Raw genomic sequence first — 24,069 nt, forward strand, 5'->3', positions numbered from 1 at the left:
GGTCTCACTGTGGATCCCCGAGAAGCCCTGTACGGACGGCGAGCCCCGACCAAGATCACGGCATGGTTGCACGGAGGATAGCTAAAGGGCAGCGCAAAGGGGCAGTGTAGCCGACTGCCACACTGCTTGCAAGCCTACAGACGCTATGCACATCACAGTTGCCTCGCAGCATCGCCCTTACGGGCGGCCAAGTCAAGGCCGCACAGGGACTTTTCGGGCTCTGAGCAGCAGTGACAAGCCTCATAGTTTAGAGACGTGAGTCACATGGAATAACCACAAATCCGCAGGTTCCGAAACGGCGAAGGACCCCTCCCGTTGAGGGGTCCTCCAGGGGCCGGTAAAAAGATCTTGACCGGGCTGTTCCGGGCGTTCGGGCTCGGCCGTCAGCCGAGCACCTCCAGCTTGGACACCAGCCACAGGCCGTCCTTCTCCACCATGGTCAGCCGGAGCCGGTGCTGCTCGATGTGCGGGTCGGCGTCCTTGCTGGTCGTCTGCTGGTTGAGGAAGACCAGGACCGTCACCGAGCCGTCGTCCCGGACCGCCTCGACGCCCGCCTTGCTCGTCAGGCCGACCGTGACGGCCTGCTGCTCGGGCGCGGTCTGCAGCAGCTTCTCCGCGCTCGCCTCGTACGCCTTGTGGAAGTCGCCGGTCGTCTCGTCCAGGACCACCGCGACGTCCTGCTTGATCGTCCGGTAGTCCCACGAGGAGATGTGCTGGGCCGTGGACGCGGCGGTGCGCACCGCCTTGTCGATCTGGTCCTGGCTCAGCGTGCCCCGGGTGTTCGACCACAGCAGCCCGGTGGACACGCCCAGCGCGACCACGAGGGCGCCCAGGACGACCAGAACCCACCCCGGCACCCCGCCATCGGACCCCGCCTTCACGGGCCTCTTGGCGGACCTGACGGCCTTCTTCGCCTTCGGGCTCTCGATGACCTCGGCCTCGGACTCCGCGGCGTCGGCCTTGTCGGCGTCGGCGGCTGCCTTCTTGGTCGAGACGGCCTTGGCCTCGGGCTCGTCGTCCTCGTCGTCGGGCTCGGCGGGCTTCGCCTTGGCCTTGCCGGTATCCGTGGCGTCCGTGGTGTCCGAGTCGTCGGCGGCGCCGATGAGGGAGAGCTGGCCGTCGATCTCCGGTTCCGCGTCGGCGGGCGTGGCCGCCGCGGTGTCGGTCGCTTCGCTCACTGGGCAACTCCGAACTTCGAGACGAGCCACTTGCCGTCGACGTTGGTCACGTCGAACACGAACCGCATGTAGCGGGGCGTGCCCTGCGGCACCTGCGGGTTGGTGACGACCGCGGACACCGCGACGATCACCTCCGCCGAGTCGCCGTCGCCGCCGGTCAGCCCGGCGCTGAGCACCTGCGCCTGCGACGTCGCCTGCGTCTTGGTGATCTCCGCGACGAACGTGTCGGCGTTGGACGCGTACTGGTCCTTGGCGGCCCCGGTGGTGCTGGAAAGCACCCGCTTCATGTCGTCGTTGACCGTCCGGTAGTCCAAGGTCATCATGTTCAGCGCCGTCTGGCGGCCCGCGGCGAGCGCCTCGTCCCGCCACGTGGCCTCCCGCGACGCGGACGCCGCCTTCATCCCGAGCACGATGGTGCCGGCGAGCAGCGCGGCGGCGAGCACCGCGAGCACCCCCGCCAGCGCCATCCGCGTCCGGACCCCGCTCAGGACAGCGGCCCGAGAAGAAGCCACTTCCATGACTCGTCCCCCAATAGGTTCTGGGCTCCGCCGGAGGAACCGATCGTGTAGGTCACGCCGTCCGGCCCGACGTACTTGCCGGAGGTCGGATCGTAGCCGGTGACGAAGACCGATTTGGACGAATGCGCCTGGTAGACGATGTCCTCGTCGATGTCGTCCGTGTTCAGCCGGGTGCTCGCCGCGGGCGGCTCGCCCGCGCCGTCCAGCGCGCCGGGGGGCAGCGCGAGGTCCGGAAGCGGCTTCGGCGCGTTCTTGTGGCCGCGGACCGCCTGCTTCCTGTCCTTGGACGTGCAGCCGACGTCCGTGCGGGCGGGCAGGTTCTTGGTCTGCTGCGGCCAGCGCGGCTTGGTGCCCTCGTAGCCGTCGGTGCAGGGCTCGGGCTCGTCGATGTTCAGCGCGAGGCCGAGGTGCTGGTAGCCGTCGCCCGGCAGGACGGTCTGGGAACCCGCGATGGTGAACGGGAACGAGATCAGCAGCGACCGGACGCCGTCCTGCCGCGCGGTCATGACCTGGCCGAGCGAGGTGAAGTTGGCGAGCAGGACGGGCAGGTCGCCCGACAGCCCGTCGATGAGCGCGTCGGCCTCGTCCACGGCGGGTTCGATCGCGTCGATGTCCGCCCGGATGGCCGGGTCGTCGTTCTTGATCGACTCGGTGAGCAGCGCCAGGTTGCGGGCGAAGGTCCGCAGCGAGCCGCCGTTGTCGCGCTGGGCGTCCAGCACGGTGCCGCCGCTGTCGAGCAGCTTCGAGGTGGTGTCGAAGTTCTCGTCCGCCGAGTCGATGATCTTCCCGCTGTTGTCGAGGATCGACTGGAGGTCGTCGCCGACGCCGTTGAACGCCAGGTACGCCTCGTCCACGATCGTCCGCAGGTGCTCGACGTTCACCGAGGTGACCGCCTTGTCGAGGTTGCGCAGCAGGTCGGCGGTGCGGACCGGGGTCCGGGTGTCGGCCGGCGGGAACGTGTGGGTGCCGCCCTCGTCGAGGAAGGGGCCCTTGTCGCTGCGCGGCTGGAGGTCGACGTACTGCTCGCCGACCGCCGAGCGGTTGGCGACGACGGCGATCGAGTCGCGCGGGATCTTCAGGCCCTTGTCGAGCACCAGTTCCATCTTGACGCCGTCGCCGGTCAGGTCGATCGGTCCGACCCGGCCGACGGGGACGCCCAGGTAGGTCACCTCGGAGTTGCTGAACGCGCCTCCGGCGTCCGGAAGCGTCACGTACGCCTTGTAGGTCTGGTTGAACACGCCGCCGCCGACGCCCACGTACCTGACCAGGGTGTAGGACACCCCGAGGATCGTGACGATCAGGAAGACCAGGAGCTGGATCTTGACGCCCGGTTTGAGGATCACGAGAGTCCTCCCATCAGCAGGGACTGGAGGGCCGCGTCGCCGGTGCCGAGGCCGATGGACGGGAGGATCGAGCCGGGGCCCGCCTCGTCGCCGACGCCGAGCACGCCGGGCGGCGTCTGGGTGACGCTGATGCCGGGCGGCGCGAGCAGGTCGCGGAGCGCCTGGCCCTGCTTCGCCAGCGACTCGCCGAGCGCGGGGTCGAGGTCGGTGCCGGTGAGGAGGTTGTGCGCGAGTTCCTCGAAGTCCAGCGAGACCGTCATGTTCATGTTGGCGAAGTCGCCCCTGACGGTGTTGGAGAAGGCGTCGGTGAACGGGAACGTCACCACCGACACGGCGTGCTCAGGCACCAGGTCGCCGGCCTTGTTCAGGTTCTTCAGGACCGGCTGGAGGTTCTTCAGGTTGGTCAGGAGGTCCTTCTTGGAGCTCCTGATCACGTGCGTGCTGACGTCGCCGAACTTCTCCAGGCTGACCAGCATCTTGGTCAGGTCCTTCTGGTTCTGCCGGAGCACCGAGATCGCGGGCTCGGTCGCCTCGATCGTGTCGGCGATCGTCTCCTTCTCGGCCTCCAGCTTCACCAGCAGCCTGTCGATCTTGTCGAGCGCGTCGGTGATCGTGTGCCGCTGCTTGTCGAGCGTGCCGACGAACGTGTCGATCCGCTTCAGCACGGACTTGATCGACTGCTCGCGGCCCGACATCGCCGCGTTGAGCTCCTTGGTGATGGTGGAGATCTGCTGGATGCCGCCGCCGTTCAGCAGCAGCGACAGCGCGGAGAGCACCTCCTCCACCTCGGTGCTGCTGGAGCTGGCCGCCATCAGGATCTGGTCGCCGTCGGACAGCTCGCCGACGGCGCCCTGTTCGGGCGCGCTCAGCTCGACGTACTTCTCGCCCAGCAGCGTCGTCTGGCTGATCCTGGCGACCGCGTTGTCGGGCAGCTTGACCGAACCGTTGATCTTGACGGTGACGCGGGCGCGCCAGCCGTCCAGTTCGACGTCCTCGACCCGGCCGACCGACACGTCGTTGACCTTGACGGTGGACTGCGGCACGAGGTCGAGCACGTTCTCGAACTCGATCGCGACCTTGTAGGGGTCGTCGCCGAGGTCGGGGCCGCCGGGCAGCGGGATCGACTGCACGCCCTGGAAGCCGCAGCCCGCGAGGGCGAGTGACGTTCCGGCGAGCGCGAGAGCGAACCGTCTCATGGGGTGCCTCCCGTGCTGAACAGGCCGCCGAGCGTCTGGTCGGTCTGGTCGGACGTGGTGGGCGTGCCGTCCTTCTTGCCCTTGGACTTGGACTTGCCGGGCTTCCCGTTCGGCCCGTAGGCGTCCGGCGGCAGCGGCTCGGGGTTGTAGGTCGTGGTCATCGCCGTGATCCAGGAGATGTCCAGGTGCAGGGCGAACGGCAGGCCGCCGCTGATGGGCGCGAGCGTGTCCAGGCACTCCTCGGCGGGGGTGCCGAGTGAGTAGGCGAGGGAGCAGATCCAGTCCGCCGGGTTCTTCAGCATCCGGAAGTTCGCGCGGGTGTGCAGCGAGCCGGAGATCGGGTCGTAGGCCCGCGTCATGTTGCTGATGGCCTGCGGCGCGTAGACGAGGAACTCGCCGAACTCCTTCTGCCGCTTGACCAGGATCGCGGTCGCCTCGGCGAGGTCGTGCACGTTGCCGGAGAGCTGCTTGCGGTTGGCCTTGACGAACCGGGTGACGTTGTCCAGCGTCGGCGCGAGGATCTTCAGCGCGGCGCTGAGCTCCTCCTTCTCCCCGTTGAGCTGGACCGACACGTCCGACAGGTGCTGGATGAACTGCCTGACCTGCGTGTCGTTGCTGGCGAGCGCCGTCGTGACGCCCTCCAGGTTCTGGATCGTCGCGACGATGTCGTCCTGGTTCTCACCGAGCGTCGACAGGATCCGGGCGGAGTCCTTGACAGTCTCGTTGAAGTCCTCGCCGGTGCCGTCCAGGTTGGCGGCCGCGACCTCCAGGAGGCGCGACAGCGAGCCCTCGGCGTTGGCGCCGTCCGGGCCGAGCGCGAGCGACAGCTCGTTGAGGCTCGCCGCGATCTGGTCGACCTCGACCGGGGTGTCGGTCTGGCTGACGGCGAGGATCGCGCCGTCGCCCATCGTCGGGCCCGTCCCGGGGTAGGCCGGGGTGAGCTGGACGAACCGGTCGGACACCAGGGACTGGGCGACGACCACGGCCTTCGCGTCCTTGGGGACCTTGCGCTTGGCCTCGTAGACCAGCTCGACCCTGACCGTCTTGCCCACGGGCGTGACGGACTCGACCGAGCCGACCGGGATGCCCAGGATGCGCACGTCGGCGCCCGGGTAGAGGCCCACGGCGCTCTTGAAGTAGGCGGTGACGCGGTGCATGCGCTCGCCGGGCCAGAACAGCACCACTGCCGTGACGGCCAGGGCGGCGACCACGAGCGGCACCAAGGCTTTGAAGAAGGTTCGCACTGGTGACCTCACGGGAGCAGCGGAAGCGGGCCGTCGGCGGGCTTGTTGTTCTTCTCGCCGCCCGAGCCCTTCTTCTTGGTCGGTCTGTCGGTGGACGGCTCCCCGATCGACACCGGGACGGGCAGGAGGTTCTGGATGTAGCTGTCGAACCACCGGCCGGTACCTGTGGCGTCCGCGAACTGCTTGCTGTAGACCGACATGAGCTGGACCATCCGGTCCAGGTTCTTCCTGTTGTCCAGGAGGATGTCGGTCACCTTCTGCAGGTTGGCGAGCAGCGGCTTGATCTCGTCCTCGTTCTCGTCGATCACCGCGTTGAGCTGTTGGGCCAGCGCGTAGGTGTTGACGAGCAGGTCGTGGATCGTCTGCCGCCGCGCCTTCACGGCCTGGAGCACCCGGTCGCCCTCACGGACAATCGACACGAGGTCGCCCTTGCGCTGGTCGAGCGCCTCGGTGACGTCGCGGGCCCGGTCGATGAGCAGGGCGAGGTCGTCGTCGCGGCTGGAGATCGTCTCGGAGATCCGGCGCAGGCCCCGCAGGGACGCCTTGATCTCCTCCGGCGAGTTCTCGAAGGTCTCCGACAGGGTGTCGAAGGACTTCGCGAGCTGGTCGGTGTCGATCGCCTCGACGTTCTCGGTCAGGTCGGACAGCGCGGGGACCACCTCGTAGGGGGTGTGCGTCCTGGTCACCGGGATGACCTGGCCGGGCTTCTGGGCCCGCTTCCCGATCGGGTCGAGCGCCAGGTAGTGCGCGCCGAGCAGCGTCTTGATCTTGATGTGCACGACCGACGCCTCGCCGACGTGCACACCTTCGTCGATCTTGAAGTCGACGCGGACCTTGCCCGCGTCGAGGTCGAGCCCGGTCACCTTGCCGACCTTGACGCCCGCGATCCGGACCTCCTCGCCCTCCTTGAGGCCCGCGGCCTCGGCGAAGTGCGCGTGGTAGGTCGTGCCGGCGCCGATGACCGGGAGGCTGTCGAGGTTGAGCGCGAGCACGATGCCCGCGGTGATTCCGGCCAGCGCGACGGTCCCCAGGACCGCGGGGTTCCTCTCCCTGAACGGCTTCACTACTTGCACCTCGCGTTGTCGTTGACGAGCTTCGGCGTGTAGTACGCCGGTGCGCCGGGGAGCACGATCCGCGCGTCCATCGAGCAGAGGTAGTAGTTGAACCAGGACCCGTAGGAGGAGGTCCGGCCCAGCTTCTCCAGCCGCTCCGTGGTTCCGTCGATCTTCCGGTCCAGCAGCTTGCCGTTCTTGGCGAAGGTGCGGGTCAGCTCGTTCAGGCCGTCGATGTCCGTCTTCAGCGACGGGCGGGCGTCCACGAGCAGGTCGGCGGTGACGTCGGCGAGGGTGTTCATCGACGCGAGCGCGTCGAAGATCGCCACCCGGTCCTCGGACACGCCGCTGACGAAGCCGTTCAGCTCCTTGATCAGCCTGCTCGTCTGGTCGGTGCGGGCCGACACCGTCCCCAGCACCTCGCTGAGGTTGGTGATGACCCTGCCGATCACCTCGTCCCGGTCGGCGAGCGTGTTCGTCAGCGACGCCACGTGGCCGAGCAGGCTGTTGATCGTGCCGCCCTCACCCTGCAGGACCGTGATGATCTGCATGGCGAGCTGGTTGACGTCGTCCGGCCGCAGCGCGTCGAACAGCGGCCGGAAGCCGTTGAACAGCACGGTGAGGTCGAGCGCCTCGGTGGTCTGCGTGTCGGGCAGCGCCTCGCCGGGCCGCAGCATCTCGCCGGACGTCCCGGGGCCCTCGGCGAGCGCGAGGTACCGGGTGCCGATGAGGTTGCGGTACCGGATCGCCGCCGTTGTGCTCTTGGGCAGGCCGCGGGTGAACGGGCCCGCCTTCTCGACGCTGAAGGACACCAGCGCGTGTGTGCCGTCCTTCAGCTCGACGCCGGTCACCTGGCCGACGCGGACGCCGGACACCCTGACCTCGTCGCCCTTGAGCAGGCTCGTCGCGTCGGTGAAGACGGCGCGGTACTCGGTCGTCGGGCCGAACGTGCGGTTCGCGATGGCGACGGCGAGGATGCCGGTCAGCATCGAGCTGACCGCGACGAACACGAGGAGCTTGAGGCCCGCCGTGGCGGTGCGCTTGTTCTCGCTCACTTGAGGGTCACCACCTTGCCGCCGACCAGGGGGCCGAACAGCAGTGTCGCGAAGTCGGGGACCTCGTCGGCGTTCTGCTGGAGGGTGGGCGCGGCCAGGGCCTTCACGAGGTCCTTCTGGCTGATGTCCGCACCCGGCTGCACGAACAGGTCGGTCATGCCGCGCTGCTTCCACCAGATGTTGTCCTCGGTGCCGTCCAGCGCGACGTAGTCGGGGAAGGGCACCTTGGGGTTCGGCAGGCCGTAGCACCGGGGCTTGCGGTAGTCCTTGGCCTCGGGCAGGTCGAGCGGGTACTTGTAGGCCGGGCGCGGCTTCACGATCTCGATGTAGAGGTTCGACGACGGCCGCGTGTTGTTGCCGAAGGCGTCGTCGCCGCGGTCGACCATGATGTCGAGGCCCTCGAAGATGCACGGGAACGACGGCGAGTACGTCGCGAGGAGCTGAAGCACCTGCTTGGACGCGATGTTCACGCCGATGATCTTGTTGCCGTTGTCGAACATGAAGCGGGTGCCCTTGTCCGACACCTTGGTGACCGCGGGGATCAGCGACTCGATGGCCGCCTCCTTGTCCACGATCGTCCCGGACGTCACGTTGAGGTTCCGCAGCGCCCGCATGAACTCGGGGGTGATGTCGGCGTAGACGTCCGACACGTCACCGAGCGCGTTGATGTCGTAGATCAGCTGCTTCAGCTCGGGGTTGACCTTGCCGAGCAGCTTGTCCAGCTTCTCCAGGTTCTGCCCGAGCTGGTCGCCGCGGCCGTCCAGGGCCGTCGCTATCGCGTTGAGCGTCGCCTGCAGCTTCGCCGGCTCGACCGCCTCCAGCAGCGGAAGCACGTCGTCGAGGACCTTGTTGATCTCGACGGTCTCGGCCGAGGTGTCCTGCCGCAGCACCACCCCGTCCCGGACGGGCTGGGCGGGCTGGGCGGGCACCGCGAGGTCCACGTACTTCTCACCGAACAGCGTCTTCGGCAGCAGCCTGCCCGTCGCGTTCGACGGCACGAACCGCGCCTTGTCCTCCTGGATCGCCAGCTCGATCACCGCGCCGGAACCGTCGGACTCGATCTTGCGGACCTCGCCGACGACGAGCCCGCGGATCTTGACGTCCGAGTGCTCCAACAGTTGGAGCCCGGCCCGGTCGCTGGTGAAGCGGACCGTCACGACCGAGGTGAACGCCTTCTGGTAGAACGCGATGCACAGCGCGAGCAGCAGGGCGCACACGACAAGGAAGGCGACTCCGAGCACTCGGAGTTTGATCTTCTCGCTCATCTACCCCGCCACTCTCACGGTCGTGCTGCTGCCCCAGATCGCGATGCCGAGCAGCAGGTCGAGCACGTTGATCGTCACCAGGCTGGTCCGCACCGAGCGACCGACCGCCACACCCACCCCGGCGGGGCCGCCGGACGCGTGGTAGCCGTAGTAGCAGTGGATCAACATGACGAGCGTCGCGAAGATCAACACCTTCCCGAAGGACCACAGGATGTCGTAGGGCAACAGGAACAGGTTGAAGTAGTGGTCGTACGTCCCGCCGGACTGGCCGAAGAACACCGTCACCACGAACCGCGTCGCCACGTACGAGGCGAGCAGGCCGATGACGTACAGCGGGATGACCGCGATGAGGCCCGCCACCAGACGGGTCGAGACCAGGAACGGCAGCGACGGGACGGCCATCACCTCGAGGGCGTCGATCTCGTCCGAGATCCGCATCGCGCCGAGCTGCGCGGTGAAGCCGCAGCCGACCGTCGCCGACAGGGCGAGCGCGCTCACCAGCGGCGCCAGCTCCCGCGTGTTGAAGTACGACGCGATGAAGCCGGTGAACGCCGAGGTGCCGATCTGGTCCAGCGACTTGAAGCCCTGCAGGCCCAGCTCGACGCCGGTGAAGAAGGTCATGAAGCCGACGATCACCGCGGTGCCGCCGATGACGGCGAGGCCGCCGGTGCCCAGCGACACCTCCGCGAGCAGGCGCAGGACCTCGGTCCGGTAGCGGGTGATCGCCTTGAAGAACCACGCGAACGCGCGCCCGTAGAACGAGAGCTGCCTGCCGAGGTCGTCCAGCCGCTCCAGCGGCTTGCCGAGGGAAGCCATCACATGCCCTTCGCCGGGACGAGTTGCAGGTACAGCGCGGAGATCAGGGTGTTCTCCAGGAAGAGCAGCATGAACGTGATGACCACCGTCTGGTTCACCGCGTCGCCCACGCCCTTCGGGCCACCCTTGGCGTTCAGGCCCTTGTAGGCGGCGACGAGCCCCGCCGTCAGACCGAACACGAACGCCTTGAACTCCGCCTGGTACAGGTCGGGAAGCTGCGCGATGCCGCTGAACGACGCGAGGTAGGCGCCCGGCGTGCCGCCCTGCAGCAGCACGTTGAACACGTAGCCGCCGACGATGCCGACGACGCTCACCAGGCCGTTCAGGAACAGCGCGATGAACGCGCACGCCAGCATCCGGGGCACGACGAGGCGGTGCAGGGGGTTGATGCCCAGCACCTCCATCGCGTCGATCTCCTCACGGATCTTGCGCGCGCCCAGGTCCGCGCACATGGCCGAGCCCGCCGCGCCCGCGACCAGCAGCGCGGTGACGATCGGACTGACCTCGCGGACGATCGCGATGACGCTCGTCGCGCCGATGTAGGACTGCGCGCCCAACTGCCGGACGAGCCCGCCCATCTGCAGCGACAGGATGCCGCCGAACGGGATCGCCACCAGCACCGTCGGGACCACGGTGACCCCGACGATGAACCAGGACTGCTGGATGAACTCGCGCCACTGGAACGGACGCTGGAACATCGCCCTGAACACGTCGAGCGCCAGGGCGAAGAACCGCCCGGGCTCCTTGACCAGCAGATTGAACGCGCCATCGGCGACCGGGCGCAGCCTCGACGAGGCTGCGCCGTGTCGTGCCGTTTTCATCTACAAGCCTCTCCCGGCGGAAGCTCCCATGCTCGCCACGTAGCGGGGCCACTCCTGCACCCAGTCCCGGCCCAGGTCGTCGATGAACGACCCGGGAGGCGGCGTCACGCCGTGCGCGCGCAGCCAGGAGCCGGGCGCGTGCTGGGTGGGGCGGATCCGTCCGTCGGACGGCATCAGCTGCGGGGCGATGGGCGGGAGCTTGCCCGGGTCGCTGCCGAGCTTGGCCTCGGCCTCCAGCTCGCTGATGTCCTTCTCCTCGGACATGCCGATCGGGCCGACCCGCCGCGCGTTGAGGAACTGGCGCACCACCGGCTCCTCCGACGACAGCAGCATCTCCCGCTGGCCGAACATGATCAGTTCCCTGCGGAAGAGCAGGCCGATGTTGTCCGGCACGGTGCGGGCCGTGTTGATGTCGTGCGTGACGATGAGGAACGTCGCGCCGATCTGGGCGTTGAGGTCGACGATCAGCTGGTTCAGGTACGCGGTGCGGACCGGGTCGAGACCGGAGTCCGGCTCGTCGAACAGGATGATCTCGGGGTCGAGCACCAGCGCGCGCGCGAGGCCCGCGCGCTTGCGCATACCGCCGGAGATCTCTCCCGGGAGCTTGCCCTCGGCCCCGATGAGGCCGACCATCTCCATCTTCTCCTGGACGATCCGCTTGACCTCGGACTCGTTCTTCTTCGTGTGCTCGCGCAGGGGGAACGCGATGTTGTCGAAGAGGTTCATCGAGCCGAACAGGGCGCCGTCCTGGAACAGGACGCCGAACAGCTTCCTGGTCTCGTACAGCAGGTCCTCGGGGAGCTGCGGCAGGTTGCGGTCGCCGATCCAGACGTTGCCGCGGTCGGGCTTGAGCAGGCCGACCAGGGTCTTCAGGAACACGGACTTACCGGTTCCCGACGGGCCCAGCAGAACTGAGATCTCGCCTGCGGGCAGCGTCAGGGAGACGTCTTCCCAGATGGTCTGACGACCGAAGCGCTTCGTCAGCCCTTCGACGCGAATTTCGACGCCCACTCGTCACCTCTCGTCCAGCCGGGGGGATTCCGGATCTCATGAGCGAGTAGCAGCTCCATCGTCACGTGGTGCGATCTCAACGTGACTACCGGCCAGTAGCCTGTGTCCGGTTTCACTAATCTAGTGCCGAATCACCAAAAGGGAAGGGCCGGAGAGGGGTTTTCGCGGCGAAACACGGCGACGTAAGACAATCGTTACTTACGGGTCTGACGTGATTATTGAGCAGTGACAAAAGGGCGACTCGGTCTCTACACCCAACCCAAAAGAACACTCACCACACGCGAAACGGCCGGCCACCCGTGCGGGGTGACCGGCCGTTGGACGCTCGTACGAGCGCGGGCCCTACTTGACCGTGACGGTGGCGCCGGCGCCCTCAAGGGCGGCCTTGGCCTTCTCCGCGGCCTCCTTGTTGACCTTCTCCAGCAGCGGCTTGGGAGCGCCGTCCACCAGGTCCTTGGCCTCCTTGAGGCCGAGCGAGGTCAGCGCGCGGACCTCCTTGATGACCTGGATCTTCTTGTCGCCAGCGGCCTCGAGGATGACGTCGAACTCGTCCTGCTCCTCCTCGGCGGCGGCCGGGGCGCCGGGGGCGGCGGCACCGGGCGCGGCGACCGCGACGGGCGCGGCGGCCTTGACGTCGAAGGTCTCCTCGAACAGCTTCACGAACTCCGACAGCTCGAGAAGGGTCATCTCCTTGAACGCGTCGAGCAGCTCTTCGGTGCTGAGCTTCGCCATGATCTTTCCTCCGGGTATGGCTTATTGCTTAGGTCTGTTGTTGACCACGGGGGTCGGAAGGCCCGGCCTTATTCGGCCGGAGCCTCCTCGGTGACGGTGTCGGCGCCCTCGGCGCGCTTGACGCGCAGGGCCTCCGAAAGCTGGGCCAGCTGGGTCGGCAGCGCGTTGAACAGCGCGGCCGCGTTGCTCTGCGAAGCCTTCAGCGCACCCGCGAGCTTCGCGAGGAGCACCTCGCGCGACTCAAGGTCGGCCAGCTTGCTGACCTGGTCGGCGTCCAGGGACTTGCCGTCCAGGTAGCCGCCCTTGATCACCAGCAGGGGGTTCGCCTTGGAGAACTCGCGCAGGCCCTTCGCGGCCTCGACCACGTCGCCCTTGACGAACGCGATCGCCGAGGGGCCCTGGAGCAGCGCGTCCAGGCCCTCAACGCCGGCGCCCTTCGCGGCGATCTTGGTCAGCGTGTTCTTCACGACAGCGAACTTCGCCGTGTCACCGAGGCTGCGGCGCAGCTCCTTGAGCTGAGCCACAGTGAGCCCGCGGTACTCGGTCAGCACGGCCGCGCTGGAGCTGGTGAAGTCGTTCTTCAGCTCCTCGACGGCCGCTGCCTTGTCCGCCCTCGCCATGGGACTCCTTCTTCCACGTAGTGACCGCCCCGGCCCCGGACGCACAAAACGCCCCGGCGCAGATGCACACGGGACGTCACAGGAGAAGATCATGTGAAGCTCGGGTTCACCTACGCGGGCCGTCCCGAGCGGACTCAGGACCCTTCGGCTGCCATGCGGCAGCAACCAGCGGTCTTCGGCACTAGCCAGGCTACACGATTCCCCAAGATGCTTGGTAACGGGCGAGGGCCCCGGCGGCGCGGCTGCCGGGGCCCTGACGTTCGTCTGGGGTGGTTGCGTGGGTCAGGGGACCTGGAGGTCGCCGACCTGGTCGGCGGGGGGCGGGGTGACCGAGACTGGCTTGTCGTAGTCGCGGAAGACGACGGTGACGTTGAAGGTCTGGCCCTCGGTCGTGGTGACGGCGGTGACGACCTTGCGGGGCAGGTTCGCGGCGTCGGTCCAGATGTCGAAGCCGAGCTTCTCCGAGCCGTTGCTGAGCTGCTCGGCCGCCTGCTTCAGCTCGGGGTCGTACTTGGTGATCGCGTCCTTGATGTCGACGGTGCCCTTGTAGTGCACGGTGTCGACGCCGTCGATCTTCTCGGTGCCGACGCGCGTCACGTCGGTCGAGTCGGAGACGATCCTGGCCAGCTTGCCGGGGTCGGCCTGCTGGAACTGGTTGAGCAGCGCGTTCGGGTCGAACCCGGCGGCGCTCGCCGCCTCGCCGACGGTGATCTTCACCCAGGGCTTGCCGCCGCCGAGGAACTGCGCGAGCTGCTGGTTCTGCACGTAGAGCGTCTGGTCGAGCAGGATCAACCGGGTGCCGGAGACACCGACGTTGACCCCGGCGAACTCGAACGAGTCGAGCTTGACCGTGAACGCGGGAGCGGGCTTGAGCTGGAACGACCCGGAGCCCCGGGCCTTCCCGGCGCCGTCCACGGTGAGGTCGGCGCTGAACGTCTCGACCTTCTCCGTCTCGACGACGACCTGGTCGAGCGCCTCCACGGCGCTGACGTTCTCGGCGGGCAGCGCGGAGTCGGACGCCGAGCCGGCGCACGCGCTGAGCGCCAGAACGAGTGAGGTGCCGACCGCGGCACCGGCGACGAGCTTCTTCATACCCCGAAGTCTGCCTCCCCCACCCCGCCAACACATCCCCCGTCCGAACCAACCCACCCCGACCCCCCTCAGCCTCCCGACCTACCCACCCTCCCCTCACCCCGACCGATACGCCTCCACCTGCTGACGCGCCGGCGCCTTCACCACAACCCGCTTCCCGTAGTCCCGGAACACCACGGTGATCGTCACCTCCTCGCCGTCCGGCATCACCGCCCGGATGACGGCCTTCCGCAGCAGGTCCTGCCCGTCCACCCACAACCACGTCACGTATGACGACGTCGCCGAGTCGTACTCGAACGCCTCCTTGACCCGTGGGTCGTCGAACCGCAGCCCGGCCCGCGTCCGGTCGAGCACCGCCCGGTACAGCACGGTGGGGACGCCGTCCAGCTCCTCCTCGCCCGCCCTGGTCACCACACCGAAGTCCGCCTGGAACCGGCTGACGGCGAAGGGGTCGGACTGCGGGAACGGGAGGGAGGGGCGTGCCGGGTCCGTCGTGGCGGCGTCGTTGTACTCGTCCACCGGCACGCTCAGCCACGGCTTCGACGAGGTCCGCTCGCCCTTGGGCAGCCACTCGTAGGCCATGCCGTCGACGATGACCAGCCGTACCCTGCTCCAGGGCGACTTCCCCAGGGCGGAGGGGACCTCGGCGAGTTCGGTCCGCAGCGCGTACCGGGGAAAGCGGCGCACCTCGCCGTTGCCCCGCGCGCGGAACCCGCCCACCATCTCGATGTCGAACGCGTAGGAGCGCACCTGGTCCGTTTCTGTCGCCACCCGGACCATCGCCTCGTGCCCCGACAGCAGGCCGACGCCGACGAACCCGGACACCGGGGGCGGTTCCGGCCTCTTGGCGCAGCCGGTCGGGCCCGGAAGAAGGATCAGCGCGGCCGCCACGCCGACAACTCGCCTCATGGGCGAATTCTCCCGTTATGACCAGCGTGCGCCTTCCAGAATGATCCTTTGTGATCAAACCGCAGCCGCCGGGCGCCGGGAAAAGCGGAAGGCCCGTGGGCGGGTGCCCACGGGCCTCTTGTCGTCGCCCCTGGGGGCGGCGGGTGCTACTCGCCGTCGAGTTCGGCGGTGAAGCCGCGGGTGACGGACGGGTCGACCGGGATGCCGGGGGCCATCGTCGAGGTGACGGTGACCTTCTTCAGGTAGCGGCCCTTGGCGGCCGACGGCTTGAGGCGGAGGATCTCCTCGATCGCGGCGGCGTAGTTCTCCACGAGCTGGCGGTCGTCGAAGGACGCCTTGCCGATGATGAAGTGGAGGTTGGCGTGCCTGTCGACGCGGAACTCGATCTTGCCGCCCTTGATGTCGGTGACGGCCTTGGCCACGTCCATCGTCACGGTGCCGGTCTTCGGGTTCGGCATGAGGCCGCGCGGACCGAGCACCCGGCCGAGCCGGCCGACCTTGCCCATCATGTCCGGGGTCGCGACCACGGCGTCGAAGTCGAGGAAGCCGCCGGAGATCTGCTCGATCACGTCGTCGGCGCCCACAAAGTCGGCACCGGCGGCGCGCGCCTCGTCGGCCTTGGCGCCACCGGCGATGACCAGCACGCGGGCGGTCTTGCCGGTGCCGTGCGGCAGGTTGACGGTGCCGCGCACCATCTGGTCGGCCTTACGCGGGTCCACCCCGAGCCGGGTGTTGACCTCGATCGTCGGGTCGAACTTGGTGACCTTGGTCTCCTTGGCCAGCCGCACCGCGTCGAGCGGGCTGTACAGCTCGTCCACGTTGATCTTCTCCGCCGCGGCCCGATAAGCCTTGCTGCGCTTCATCTGCTTCCCCTTCCTGGGAAGTCGTGGTGATAACGGACCGCGCGGGCCCTACCACTCGGTTTCTTCTTCTGTGCTGGTCTACCCGACCCGGATCGGGCGCCCCGGTGTCGCCCCGGAGGCCGCCAAGGCCGGAGGGGCGGCGCCGGGCTCGCAAGCGCCCGATCCCGCCGCGGCGGAGCCGCGGCCAAAAAAACACAACTGCTCGATCAAGTGCTGGAAGGCCCCCCCGAAAGGAATGCTTCCCTTACTTGACTTCAATCCCCATCGATCGAGCAGTACCGGCGATGATCTTCGCGGCGGCGTCGATGTCGTTGGCGTTGAGGTCCTTCATCTTGAACTCGGCGATCTCGCGGAGCTGGGCCTCGGTGATGGAGCCGACCTTGGTCTTGTGCGGGACCGCGGAGCCCTTGTCGATGCCGGCGGCCTTCAGGATCATCTGCGGCGCCGGCGGCGTCTTGGTGACGAACGTGAAGGAGCGGTCCTCGTAGATCGTGATCTCGACCGGGATCACGTTGCCGCGCTGGGCTTCGGTGGCAGCGTTGTACTGCTTGCAGAAGTCCATGATGTTGACGCCGTGCGGACCGAGCGCGGTACCGACGGGCGGCGCGGGGGTCGCGGCACCAGCGTTCAGCTGGACCTTGACGATCGCGGAGACTTTTTTCCTCTTCGGAGGCATATCGCCATCCTTGTCCGTTCCGGGTGATTTCGGCTCCGACTCCTGCATGCACAGGCAACATCCCCGGCCGGAACGTGAGCCGGGGATGTTGGAGCCCTTGAACCCCGACGCCGAAGGCGCGGGAAGACCTTAGAAGGATACCCGGCGGGCGAGCCGGGTCAGGCCGGGTCTCGGATCGGACTACCCCCGCGTGCGCGGGGAGAACGTCAGATCTTCGAGACCTGGTTGAAGGAGAGTTCGACGGGGGTCTCGCGGCCGAAGATCGAGACGAGGACCTTGAGCTTCTGGGTGTCCAGGTTGATCTCGTTGACCGTGGCGGGCAGCGTCGCGAAGGGGCCGTCCATGACGGTCACGGACTCGCCGACCTCGAAGTCGACGGTCGCGGCGACCTTGGTGGCGGCGGACTTGGCGGCCTGCGCCTGCTCGGGGGCCTCGGGCGCGAGCAGCTTGGCGACCTCTTCCAGGCTCAGCGGCGACGGCTTGTTCGACAGGCCGACAAAGCCGGTGACGCCCGGGGTGTTGCGGACGGCGCTCCAGGACTCGTCGGTCAGGTCCATCCGCACCAGGATGTAGCCGGGCAGGACCTTCTCGTTGACCTTCTGGCGCTTGCCGCCCTTGATCTCGGTGACCTCGTGCTGGGGCACCTCGATCTGGAAGATGTAGTCCTCCATGTTCAGGGTCGTGGTGCGGGTCTCGATGTTGCTCTTGACCCGGTTCTCGTACCCCGCGTAGGAGTGGATGACGTACCAGTCGCCCGGAAGCAGCCGCAGCTCGCGCGCGTACTCGGCGACGGGGTCGACCGCGGGCGCGGCCTCCGCCTCGTCCTGGTCGTCCGCCTCGTCCTGCGGCTCCCCGGTCCCGGCTTCGACGTCCTGGGCCTCGACGGCCTCGGCGGTCTCCGTCTCCTCGGGAACCTCCTCCGACTGCGGCTCCTGCGGGAGCTCGTCGTGGAACTGCGAGGACTCGGACACGGCGGTGACTCTTTCTCTCCGGGAACGGTGTGGTGGAACGCTCTCGCGCGGCTCTTCTAGGTGAAGAGGGCGAAGATGGCCTCCTGAAGTCCCCAGTCGAGCAGCGAGACGATACCGATCATGACGAGGACGAAGACCAACGACACGATCGTGTAGTTGATGAGCTCCTTGCGAGTAGGCCAGATGACCTTGCGCAGCTCACCGATGACCTGGCGGATGAACAGAGCAGGCCCGGTGCGCTTGCGCTTCGCCGGCTTGCCCTTGTCCTCGGTAGCGGCGTCGCGAATGTCAGTCGCCATCTCACCCTCGTTCGGATTGATCGTCCGACACGGCGTGTTTTCCGCCGCGCGTGCATCCACAGTATGCGTGCTCACGTGCGGCTGGGAACGTGAAGCTGCTCCGCAGGGCAAGAGGGACTCGAACCCCCAACCGCCGGTTTTGGAGACCGGTGCGCTACCAATTGCGCCATTGCCCTACAGCGGGCGTGCTCGCGCATCACACCGCTAGGTCAGCAGCATACGCATCCGAGCGCGCCACGTCGAACCGGAATCGCGTCGGCGCGTCTAGTCCTTCCGGGTGGTTTCCCCGCACGACACCCACGGGGGACCGCCCTGATCAGGCAGGATTGGCAGATGGAGCGCCGTGATCTCGCCCTGCTGCCGAAGGCACATCTGCACCTGCACTTCACCGGATCCATGCGGCACAGCACCCTGGTGGAGCTGGCGCTGCGGCACGGGGTCCACCTGCCGGAGTCGCTGGTGTCGGAGTGGCCGCCCGCCCTGCGCGCGACGGACGAGCGCGGCTGGTTCCGGTTCCAGCGCCTGTACGACCTGGCCAGGTCCGTCCTGCAGGAGCCCGACGATCTGGTCCGGCTCGTCCGGGAGACGGCGGAGGACGAGGCGGCCGAGGGTTCCGGCTGGCTGGAGATCCAGGTGGACCCGTCGGGCTACCAGCACAGGTTCGGCGGGCTGACGCCGACGCTGGAGCTGGTCCTGGAGGCCGTCAGACGGGCCGAGGAGGCCACCGGCGTCGGGATCGGGGTGATCGTCGCGGCGAACCGCACACGGCACCCCCTGGACGCGAAGATCCTCGCGCGGCTCGCCGCCCAGTACGCGGGCCGTGGCGTGGTGGGCTTCGGGCTGTCCAACGACGAGCGCCGGGGCCGTCCCTACGAGTTCGAGGGCGCGTTCCGGATCGCGGGCCGGGCCGGGCTGCTGCTGGCCCCGCACGGCGGCGAGTTGCAGGGCCCGGAGTCGGTGCGGCCGTGCCTTGACCTGCTGCACGCCGACCGGATCGGCCACGGCGTCCGCTCGGTGGAGGATCCGGGCCTGGTCGAGCGGATCGCCGAGCGCGGGGTGACGCTTGAGGTGTGCCCGGCGTCGAACGTCGCGCTGGGTGTGGCGCGGAGCGCGGCCGAGGTGCCGGTGCGGCGGCTGTACGAGGCGGGGGTGCGGATGGCGCTGGGCGCGGACGACCCGCTGCTGTTCGGCTCGCGCCTGGTCACCCAGTACGAACTGGCGCGCAGCGAGCACGGTTTCGGCGACGCGGAGCTGGCCGACCTCGCCCGTTCCTCGATCCGTGGTTCCGCGGCGCCGCCGGACCTCCGCAAGCGGCTCCTGGCGGGCGTCGACGAGTGGCTGGCCGCCCCGCCCGCGAAGGCGGACCTGGCGGCCGGGTGGCACACCTCGTGATCAGCGGGCCGGGGCGGTGGTGTCCTCGTCGAGGGTGACGCCGACGAAGGTCGGCTCGTTGACGAGGGTGACGCCGAAGGACTCGCGGACGCCGTCGCGGATCTCGCGGGCGAGCGCGAGCAGGTCGGCGGTGGTGCCGTCGGGGCCCGGGTTGGTGAGCGCGAGCGTGTGCTTGCCGGACAGCCTGACGGGCCCGCGCGCGTGGCCCTTCCGGAAGCCCGCCTTCTCGATGAGCCAGGCCGCCGACGTCTTGGTGCGGCCGTCGGGTTCGCGGAAGGCGGGGAACCCGGTGGCCCGCGCGGACAGGTGCGCCAGCTCCTCGGGGGTGAGGATCGGGTTGGTGAAGAAGCTTCCGGCGCTGCGCGTGTCGGGGTCGGCGGGGTCGAGGACCATGCCCTTGCCCCTGCGCAGGTCCAGGACGGTGGCGCGCACGTCGGCGAGGGACGCGGTGGCGCCGACGGGGGTGCCGAGCCGCTTGGCGAGCTCCTCGAAGACGATCAGGTCGGACTCGCCCGTCTCGGCGAGCTGGAACGTCACGGAGAGCACGACGTGCCGGTCGCTGCCCTTGAAGGCGCTGTGCCGGTAGGCGAACCCGCACTCCTCGGCCGAGAAGACGCGCACCGTCTCGGCGGCGCGGTCCCAGACGCGCACCTCGGTGATCGTCTGGGAGACGTCCTGGCCGTAGGCGCCGACGTTCTGGACGGGCGTGGCGCCCACCCTGCCGGGAATGCCGGACAGGCACTCGACGCCGGACAGGCCCTCGGCGACGGCCCTGGCGACGAACCCGTCCCAGTCCTCACCGGCCTGTGCCGTCACCGTGCCGCCGTTGACCGTGACGCCGCGGGTGCCGATCCGCACGACGGTGCCGGGGAAGCCCGCGTCGGAGACGACGAGGTTGCTGCCGCCGCCGAGCAGCAGGACGGGTTCGCCGTCGTGGTCGGCGGTCCGGACCGCCTCGATCAGCTCGTCCTCGGTGGTGACCTCGACGAAGGTGCGGGCGGGCCCGCCGAGGCGGAGCGTGGTGTAGCCGGACAGGCGCACGTCCTGGCAGCGCACGTTCATGTGTCTCCCCCAGATCTGGGCGGGCTGGCGGCGGTTCGGGCGGGGCGCGCGCACGCGGCGCGGGCGCGCGCCACCCGGGTTCAGGCTAGCCGGACGACGGCCTTCGCCTGGCTGAGGACCTTCTGGTCGGCGGCCCTGGCGGTGAGGCCGACGACCACCTTGTTGTCGTCGAGCTTCTCCTCGACGACGCCGCTGATCACGAGGGTGTTCCCGGAGTCGTGCGCGACCGGGACCATGCCGGAGAACCGGACGCCGTAGTCGAGGACCGCGCCGGGGTCGCCCACCCAGTCGGTGACGAACCTGCCGCCCTGGGCCATGGTGAACATGCCGTGCGCGATGACGTCGGGCAGGCCGACGGACTTGGCGAAGTGCTCGTCCCAGTGGATGGGGTTGAAGTCGCCGGACGCGCCCGCGTACATCACCAGGTTGAGCCGCCGGACGTCGTAGGAGACGGCGGGGATCTCGGTGCCGACCTCGACCTCGCTGTACTTCACGGTGGCCGCCATGGTCACACCCCCCGCTCGACGATGGTGTTGTAGGTGGTGACGACGAGTTCGCCGCCGCCGTCCCGGACCTCGGTGACGATCTTCAGCAGTTCGTTGCGTCCGGCCTTGCGGATGTCGGCGATGGTGGACGTGCAGGTCACCACGTCTCCGGCGACGATCGGGCGGACGTACTCGAAACGCTGCTCGCCGTGCACGACCATGGCGTAGTTGAGCCCGAGTCCGGGGTCGGCCAGGGCCTCGCCGCCGAGCGAGACGACGATCGGGAAGGTGGGCGGGGCGACGACGTCGGGGTGGCCCGCCGCCTCGGCCGCCGCGCGGTCGCGGTAGATCGGGTTGGTGTCGCCGATGGCGTCCGCGAACTCGCGGATCTTCACGCGGGACACCTCGTACGGCGGGGTGGGCGGGAAGGTCCGCCCGATGAAATCGGTATTGAGTGGCATGCCGCTTCCTTCCGCGTTCAATCGTGCTCTGAGCCTGACCGCGCCTCGTGAGGAAGGTTACAGAACGACGTTCGGCCCGTCCCCGGCGGGTGTGCCTGGGAACGGGCCGAATGAGAGCAAGCGCTCGGTCTAGCGGGTCTCGCGGTGCGGCTGGTGGCAGCGGCAGTTGGGGCAGTACTTCTTGAGCTCCAGCCGGTCCGGGTCGTTGCGCCGGTTCTTCCGCGTGATGTAGTTGCGGTGCTTGCACTCCTGGCAGGCCAGCGTGATCTTCGGCCGAACGTCAGTGGCAGCCACGATGGAGTGCCTTTCTGGTCAAGGGATGCGGACATACTGATCCGATCACCGGCCCCGGGGGGACCTTGCGTGATCGGATGTTGTAGCGAGGGCCGGACTTGAACCGGCGACACAGCGATTATGAGCCGCTTGCTCTGCCAGACTGAGCTACCCCGCCATGACAGACCGCTGACGGCACCTCACAAGAGTACCTGACCCAGTGGTCGCCCGAAACACGGTGAACGCCCGGCCCGATCGCGGGCCGGGCGTCACTCAATGTCTCACCGAGCCCCTTTACGGAATCGAACCGTAGACCTTCTCCTTACCATGGAGACGCTCTGCCGACTGAGCTAAAGGGGCTTGCGTCGTGCTCGCAGGGAAAACCATACACGGTCCCGCGCGAGTGCGCGAACCGGATAACGGGCGCCCCCCGGAGGGGTCCGTCACGGGGGTCTCGGCGGGCTCAGCAGCGGCTCTGTCCTGGCACGACGTGCCGTGCGCGGGCAGCGCGCCACGGAGCAGGAAGGCGTCCACGACCCCCTTCGTGCAGGGCCCCATCGGGTAGAAACCGTGCCCTCCGGACTCGTTGACGACAAGGACGCTGCCGTCGAGCCTGCCGTGCAGGGCGCGCGCCCAGTGGACGGGCGTGGCGGCGTCGTGGCTGTTGTGCACGAGCAGGATCGGCGGCGCGCCCGCCGTCCCGAGCGCCTTTCCGGCCTCGGGCAGCGACGGCACCGGCCAGTCCACGCAGGCGAGCCACTGCGACTCGACCTGCCTGCCGAACAGCGGCGCGACCGTCACCGCCTCGTCGCCCGCGCGGGAGGCCGCCTCGGCGGTGCGGTCCTCGGGCCGCAGGTGGGTGCACGTGACGGAGTGGTAGCCGCCGGGCACCTTCCCGCCCGACCCGCTTTCGGCGTCCTGTTCGGTGACGAGTTCGCGCAGCGCGGACCCGTCGCCGCGCAGGCCCTTGGCGAGTGCCTTGGCCACGCGGGGCCAGGTGGCCTCGCGGTAGGTGGCGAGTTCGATCACCCTGAGGAGTTCGCGGCTGGTGACGGGCGCCTCGCCGGAGCCCGCGCGCAGCGGCCTCGCGTCGAGCCGGGCGACCATCCTCCCGACCCGGGAGACGATGTCCGTCCTGTCCTTGCCGAGGGGGCAGCCGCCCTGGTCGAGGCAGGTCGCGACCATCACGCCGAAGGCCGTCTCGAACCCGACGGCCTGCGCGGACGGGTCTCCGGGCCATCCGGTGGTGTCGGCGACGGAGTCCAGGGCCATCCGGCCGACCGTCCGGGGGAACAGGTGCGCGTAGAACTGGCCGAGGACGGTGCCGTAGGACGCGCCGTAGTAGTGCAGGGCCCGTTCGCCGAGGGCGCCGCGCACGACGTCGAGGTCGCGGGCCACGTCGGGGGTGCGGACATGGGCGATGATCTTCCCGGCGCTCTCCGCGCAGCTCGCGGCGAGGGCCCTGGCGTAGGCGGCGGTGGACTCGGCCTCGCTCATCTCGGTCGTCATCAGGCAGTTGACGGGGCTGCTTTCGCCGACGCCCCTGGGGTCCATGCCGACGATGTCGTAGCGGGCGCGCAGGTCGTCGGAGAAGAAGCCGCGCGCCCGGTAGACGAAGGACAGCCCGGACGAGCCGGGTCCGCCGGGGTTGGTGAGGAGGGAGCCGAGGCGGCGGGCCGGGTCAGCGGCGGGCAGCCTGTTGACGGCAAGGGTGATCTTCTCGCCGCCCGGGTCGGCGTAGTCGAGGGGCACCTCGATCCGGGCGCACTCGAAGGTGGGGTCCTCGACGCAGGGCGTCCAGGCGGGCCGCTGGGTGTAGAAGTCGCGCAGGGGGTCGGCGGGGGGCGGCGCGAACGCGGGGATCCAGGCGATCGCCAGGCCCGCGAGCGCGAGCCAGATCCGCACGCCCATCCGGTTTCCCCCGAAGCTCACGTTCCGCAGCGATCCCTACGAAACGTAGTGATTCCCGAGGTATGTCCGGTTAAGCCCGAGCACAGGTCACCGGACCCCCAACCGCCGGTCGTCAGGCTTCCGGGGCGGGTGTGAACAGCGTGGCCTCGCGGGTCGCGGCGTCCGCGTCGCGGGCCCTGATCGCGGCGACGAGCCGTGTGTGGTCGACGTACCGGTCGGGGGTGAGCGCGCCCGCGAAGAAGCCGCGCAGCTCGGCCCGGAAGAACTCGCCCAGATCGGCGTAGATCCCGATGAGGGCCGGATTGTGGGTCGCCGCGACGATGGCGGCGTGCAACGCGGCGTCGGCCTGGACGAAGTCCTCCAGCCCGCCGGGGGCGTCCTCACGGGTCGCGGCGGCCCAGGCCGTCTCCCGGCGGGCGAGGAGCGCCTCCAGGTGGTCCATCTCGGCGTCGGTGCGGCGCAGCGCCGCGAGGCCCACGGCCGAGCGCTCCAGGAGCGCCCTGAGCTCGTTGACGTGCTCGGGCGCGAGCCCGGCGAAGCTGCGGCGCATCACCCCGGCCATCTCGCTGGACGCGACGACATAGGTGCCCGAGCCCTGGCGGATGTCCAGGAGCCCGTTGTGGGCGAGCGCCCGGACCGCCTCGCGCAGGGTGCCGCGCGCGACGCCGAGCTGTTCGGCGAGTTCGGGCTCGGTGGGGATGCGGCTGCCGACCGGCCAGCGGCCCGAGGTGATCTCGGCGCGGAGCTGGGCGGCGACCTGCTCGAAGAGCGGCGTGCGCCGCGCTGACGACAGGGTCATGACCGCATCGTCTCAGGTCGGGCGG

Annotated in this window: 25 protein-coding genes, 3 tRNA genes and 1 pseudogene; 1 reads left to right on the top strand and 28 read right to left on the bottom strand. The window is 68.9% G+C overall.

What is annotated here, in order from left to right; all coding sequences use genetic code 11:
- Nucleotides 1–383: 383 nt before the first annotated feature.
- The 20 genes from LO762_RS13850 to LO762_RS13945 form a co-directional block, all read right to left on the bottom strand.
- On the bottom strand, nucleotides 384–1,178 hold the full coding sequence (locus LO762_RS13850) for a hypothetical protein (protein ID WP_230615046.1): 795 nt from the start codon (nucleotides 1,176–1,178) through the stop codon (nucleotides 384–386).
- Nucleotides 1,175–1,690 carry a hypothetical protein gene (locus LO762_RS13855; protein WP_230615047.1) on the bottom strand — a complete coding sequence of 172 codons (516 nt, stop codon included), beginning with the start codon at nucleotides 1,688–1,690 and terminating at the stop codon, nucleotides 1,175–1,177. The genes LO762_RS13850 and LO762_RS13855 overlap by 4 nt, the downstream gene beginning before the upstream one ends.
- Nucleotides 1,663–3,039, bottom strand: coding sequence for an MCE family protein (locus LO762_RS13860; protein WP_230615048.1), 1,377 nt, complete (start codon nucleotides 3,037–3,039; stop codon nucleotides 1,663–1,665). The genes LO762_RS13855 and LO762_RS13860 overlap by 28 nt, the downstream gene beginning before the upstream one ends.
- On the bottom strand, nucleotides 3,036–4,235 hold the full coding sequence (locus tag LO762_RS13865; protein WP_230615049.1) for an MCE family protein: 1,200 nt from the start codon (nucleotides 4,233–4,235) through the stop codon (nucleotides 3,036–3,038). Before LO762_RS13865 ends, LO762_RS13860 begins: the two co-directional genes overlap by 4 nt.
- Nucleotides 4,232–5,491, bottom strand: a complete 1,260-nt coding sequence (locus LO762_RS13870) for an MCE family protein (RefSeq protein WP_230615050.1) — start codon at nucleotides 5,489–5,491, stop codon at nucleotides 4,232–4,234. The genes LO762_RS13865 and LO762_RS13870 overlap by 4 nt, the downstream gene beginning before the upstream one ends.
- Nucleotides 5,488–6,543, bottom strand: coding sequence for an MCE family protein (locus tag LO762_RS13875; RefSeq protein ID WP_230615051.1), 1,056 nt, complete (start codon nucleotides 6,541–6,543; stop codon nucleotides 5,488–5,490). Before LO762_RS13875 ends, LO762_RS13870 begins: the two co-directional genes overlap by 4 nt.
- A complete protein-coding gene (locus tag LO762_RS13880) occupies nucleotides 6,543–7,586 on the bottom strand; it encodes an MCE family protein (RefSeq protein WP_230615052.1) in 1,044 nt (347 codons plus the stop codon). The genes LO762_RS13875 and LO762_RS13880 overlap by 1 nt, the downstream gene beginning before the upstream one ends.
- A complete protein-coding gene (locus tag LO762_RS13885) occupies nucleotides 7,583–8,851 on the bottom strand; it encodes an MCE family protein (RefSeq protein WP_230615053.1) in 1,269 nt (422 codons plus the stop codon). The genes LO762_RS13880 and LO762_RS13885 overlap by 4 nt, the downstream gene beginning before the upstream one ends.
- Nucleotides 8,852–9,667 carry an ABC transporter permease gene (locus LO762_RS13890; protein WP_230615054.1) on the bottom strand — a complete coding sequence of 272 codons (816 nt, stop codon included), beginning with the start codon at nucleotides 9,665–9,667 and terminating at the stop codon, nucleotides 8,852–8,854. It lies immediately after the preceding gene.
- On the bottom strand, nucleotides 9,667–10,365 hold the full coding sequence (locus LO762_RS13895) for an ABC transporter permease (protein WP_230615872.1): 699 nt from the start codon (nucleotides 10,363–10,365) through the stop codon (nucleotides 9,667–9,669). Before LO762_RS13895 ends, LO762_RS13890 begins: the two co-directional genes overlap by 1 nt.
- A gap of 123 nt (nucleotides 10,366–10,488) precedes the next feature.
- A complete protein-coding gene (locus LO762_RS13900; RefSeq protein ID WP_230615055.1) occupies nucleotides 10,489–11,499 on the bottom strand; it encodes an ABC transporter ATP-binding protein in 1,011 nt (336 codons plus the stop codon).
- Between the two features lie 342 nt (nucleotides 11,500–11,841).
- Nucleotides 11,842–12,231 (bottom strand): 50S ribosomal protein L7/L12, encoded by a 390-nt coding sequence (gene rplL, locus LO762_RS13905; RefSeq protein ID WP_230615056.1) that lies wholly within the window; start codon nucleotides 12,229–12,231, stop codon nucleotides 11,842–11,844.
- Between the two features lie 68 nt (nucleotides 12,232–12,299).
- Entirely contained in the window at nucleotides 12,300–12,851 is a 552-nt protein-coding gene (rplJ, locus tag LO762_RS13910) for a 50S ribosomal protein L10 (protein ID WP_230615057.1), read from the bottom strand.
- 282 nt (nucleotides 12,852–13,133) lie between these two features.
- The gene (locus LO762_RS13915; protein WP_230615058.1) at nucleotides 13,134–13,943 is read right to left on the bottom strand and encodes an LppX_LprAFG lipoprotein; all 810 of its coding nucleotides are present in this window, start codon (nucleotides 13,941–13,943) and stop codon (nucleotides 13,134–13,136) included.
- Between the two features lie 96 nt (nucleotides 13,944–14,039).
- Complete coding sequence (locus tag LO762_RS13920) at nucleotides 14,040–14,852, bottom strand: hypothetical protein (protein WP_230615059.1); 813 nt, start codon at nucleotides 14,850–14,852, stop codon at nucleotides 14,040–14,042.
- 146 nt (nucleotides 14,853–14,998) lie between these two features.
- On the bottom strand, nucleotides 14,999–15,715 hold the full coding sequence (gene rplA / locus LO762_RS13925) for a 50S ribosomal protein L1 (protein WP_230615060.1): 717 nt from the start codon (nucleotides 15,713–15,715) through the stop codon (nucleotides 14,999–15,001).
- Nucleotides 15,716–15,959: 244 nt separating this feature from the next.
- Nucleotides 15,960–16,391, bottom strand: a complete 432-nt coding sequence (gene rplK / locus LO762_RS13930) for a 50S ribosomal protein L11 (RefSeq protein ID WP_123670031.1) — start codon at nucleotides 16,389–16,391, stop codon at nucleotides 15,960–15,962.
- Nucleotides 16,392–16,597: 206 nt separating this feature from the next.
- On the bottom strand, nucleotides 16,598–17,362 hold the full coding sequence (gene nusG / locus LO762_RS13935) for a transcription termination/antitermination protein NusG (RefSeq protein ID WP_230615061.1): 765 nt from the start codon (nucleotides 17,360–17,362) through the stop codon (nucleotides 16,598–16,600).
- Between the two features lie 56 nt (nucleotides 17,363–17,418).
- Nucleotides 17,419–17,661 carry a preprotein translocase subunit SecE gene (secE, locus tag LO762_RS13940; protein WP_230615062.1) on the bottom strand — a complete coding sequence of 81 codons (243 nt, stop codon included), beginning with the start codon at nucleotides 17,659–17,661 and terminating at the stop codon, nucleotides 17,419–17,421.
- Nucleotides 17,662–17,764: 103 nt separating this feature from the next.
- Nucleotides 17,765–17,837 (bottom strand) — tRNA-Trp (locus LO762_RS13945).
- A 157-nt stretch (nucleotides 17,838–17,994) separates the two neighbouring features.
- Between LO762_RS13945 and LO762_RS13950 the strand changes: the two genes are divergently transcribed.
- Nucleotides 17,995–19,053, top strand: coding sequence for an adenosine deaminase (locus tag LO762_RS13950; RefSeq protein WP_230615063.1), 1,059 nt, complete (start codon nucleotides 17,995–17,997; stop codon nucleotides 19,051–19,053).
- Here the strand turns inward: LO762_RS13950 and LO762_RS13955 are convergent, their stop codons facing one another.
- The 8 genes and pseudogenes from LO762_RS13955 to LO762_RS13995 all read right to left on the bottom strand — a co-directional run bounded on the left by LO762_RS13955 (nucleotide 19,054) and on the right by LO762_RS13995 (nucleotide 24,044).
- Complete coding sequence (locus LO762_RS13955; RefSeq protein WP_230615064.1) at nucleotides 19,054–20,115, bottom strand: UDP-N-acetylmuramate dehydrogenase; 1,062 nt, start codon at nucleotides 20,113–20,115, stop codon at nucleotides 19,054–19,056. It abuts the gene before it with no gap.
- A gap of 80 nt (nucleotides 20,116–20,195) precedes the next feature.
- The gene (locus LO762_RS13960) at nucleotides 20,196–20,621 is read right to left on the bottom strand and encodes a MaoC family dehydratase (protein WP_230615065.1); all 426 of its coding nucleotides are present in this window, start codon (nucleotides 20,619–20,621) and stop codon (nucleotides 20,196–20,198) included.
- Nucleotides 20,622–20,623: 2 nt separating this feature from the next.
- Nucleotides 20,624–21,061 (bottom strand): MaoC family dehydratase N-terminal domain-containing protein, encoded by a 438-nt coding sequence (locus LO762_RS13965; RefSeq protein WP_230615066.1) that lies wholly within the window; start codon nucleotides 21,059–21,061, stop codon nucleotides 20,624–20,626.
- Nucleotides 21,062–21,190: 129 nt separating this feature from the next.
- Nucleotides 21,191–21,355, bottom strand: coding sequence for a 50S ribosomal protein L33 (rpmG, locus tag LO762_RS13970; RefSeq protein WP_111167039.1), 165 nt, complete (start codon nucleotides 21,353–21,355; stop codon nucleotides 21,191–21,193).
- Nucleotides 21,356–21,438: 83 nt separating this feature from the next.
- A tRNA-Met gene (locus LO762_RS13975) sits at nucleotides 21,439–21,512 on the bottom strand.
- Nucleotides 21,513–21,621: 109 nt separating this feature from the next.
- A tRNA-Thr gene (locus tag LO762_RS13980) sits at nucleotides 21,622–21,694 on the bottom strand.
- Between the two features lie 183 nt (nucleotides 21,695–21,877).
- Nucleotides 21,878–23,245 (bottom strand): annotated as a pseudogene (locus LO762_RS33895) (alpha/beta hydrolase); the annotation flags it as partial.
- 112 nt (nucleotides 23,246–23,357) lie between these two features.
- Nucleotides 23,358–24,044 carry a FadR/GntR family transcriptional regulator gene (locus tag LO762_RS13995; protein ID WP_230615069.1) on the bottom strand — a complete coding sequence of 229 codons (687 nt, stop codon included), beginning with the start codon at nucleotides 24,042–24,044 and terminating at the stop codon, nucleotides 23,358–23,360.
- Nucleotides 24,045–24,069 lie beyond the last annotated feature (25 nt).

The organism is Actinocorallia sp. API 0066 (genome assembly GCF_020991275.1).
In the GTDB taxonomy this organism is placed as follows: Bacteria; Actinomycetota; Actinomycetes; order Streptosporangiales; family Streptosporangiaceae; genus Actinocorallia.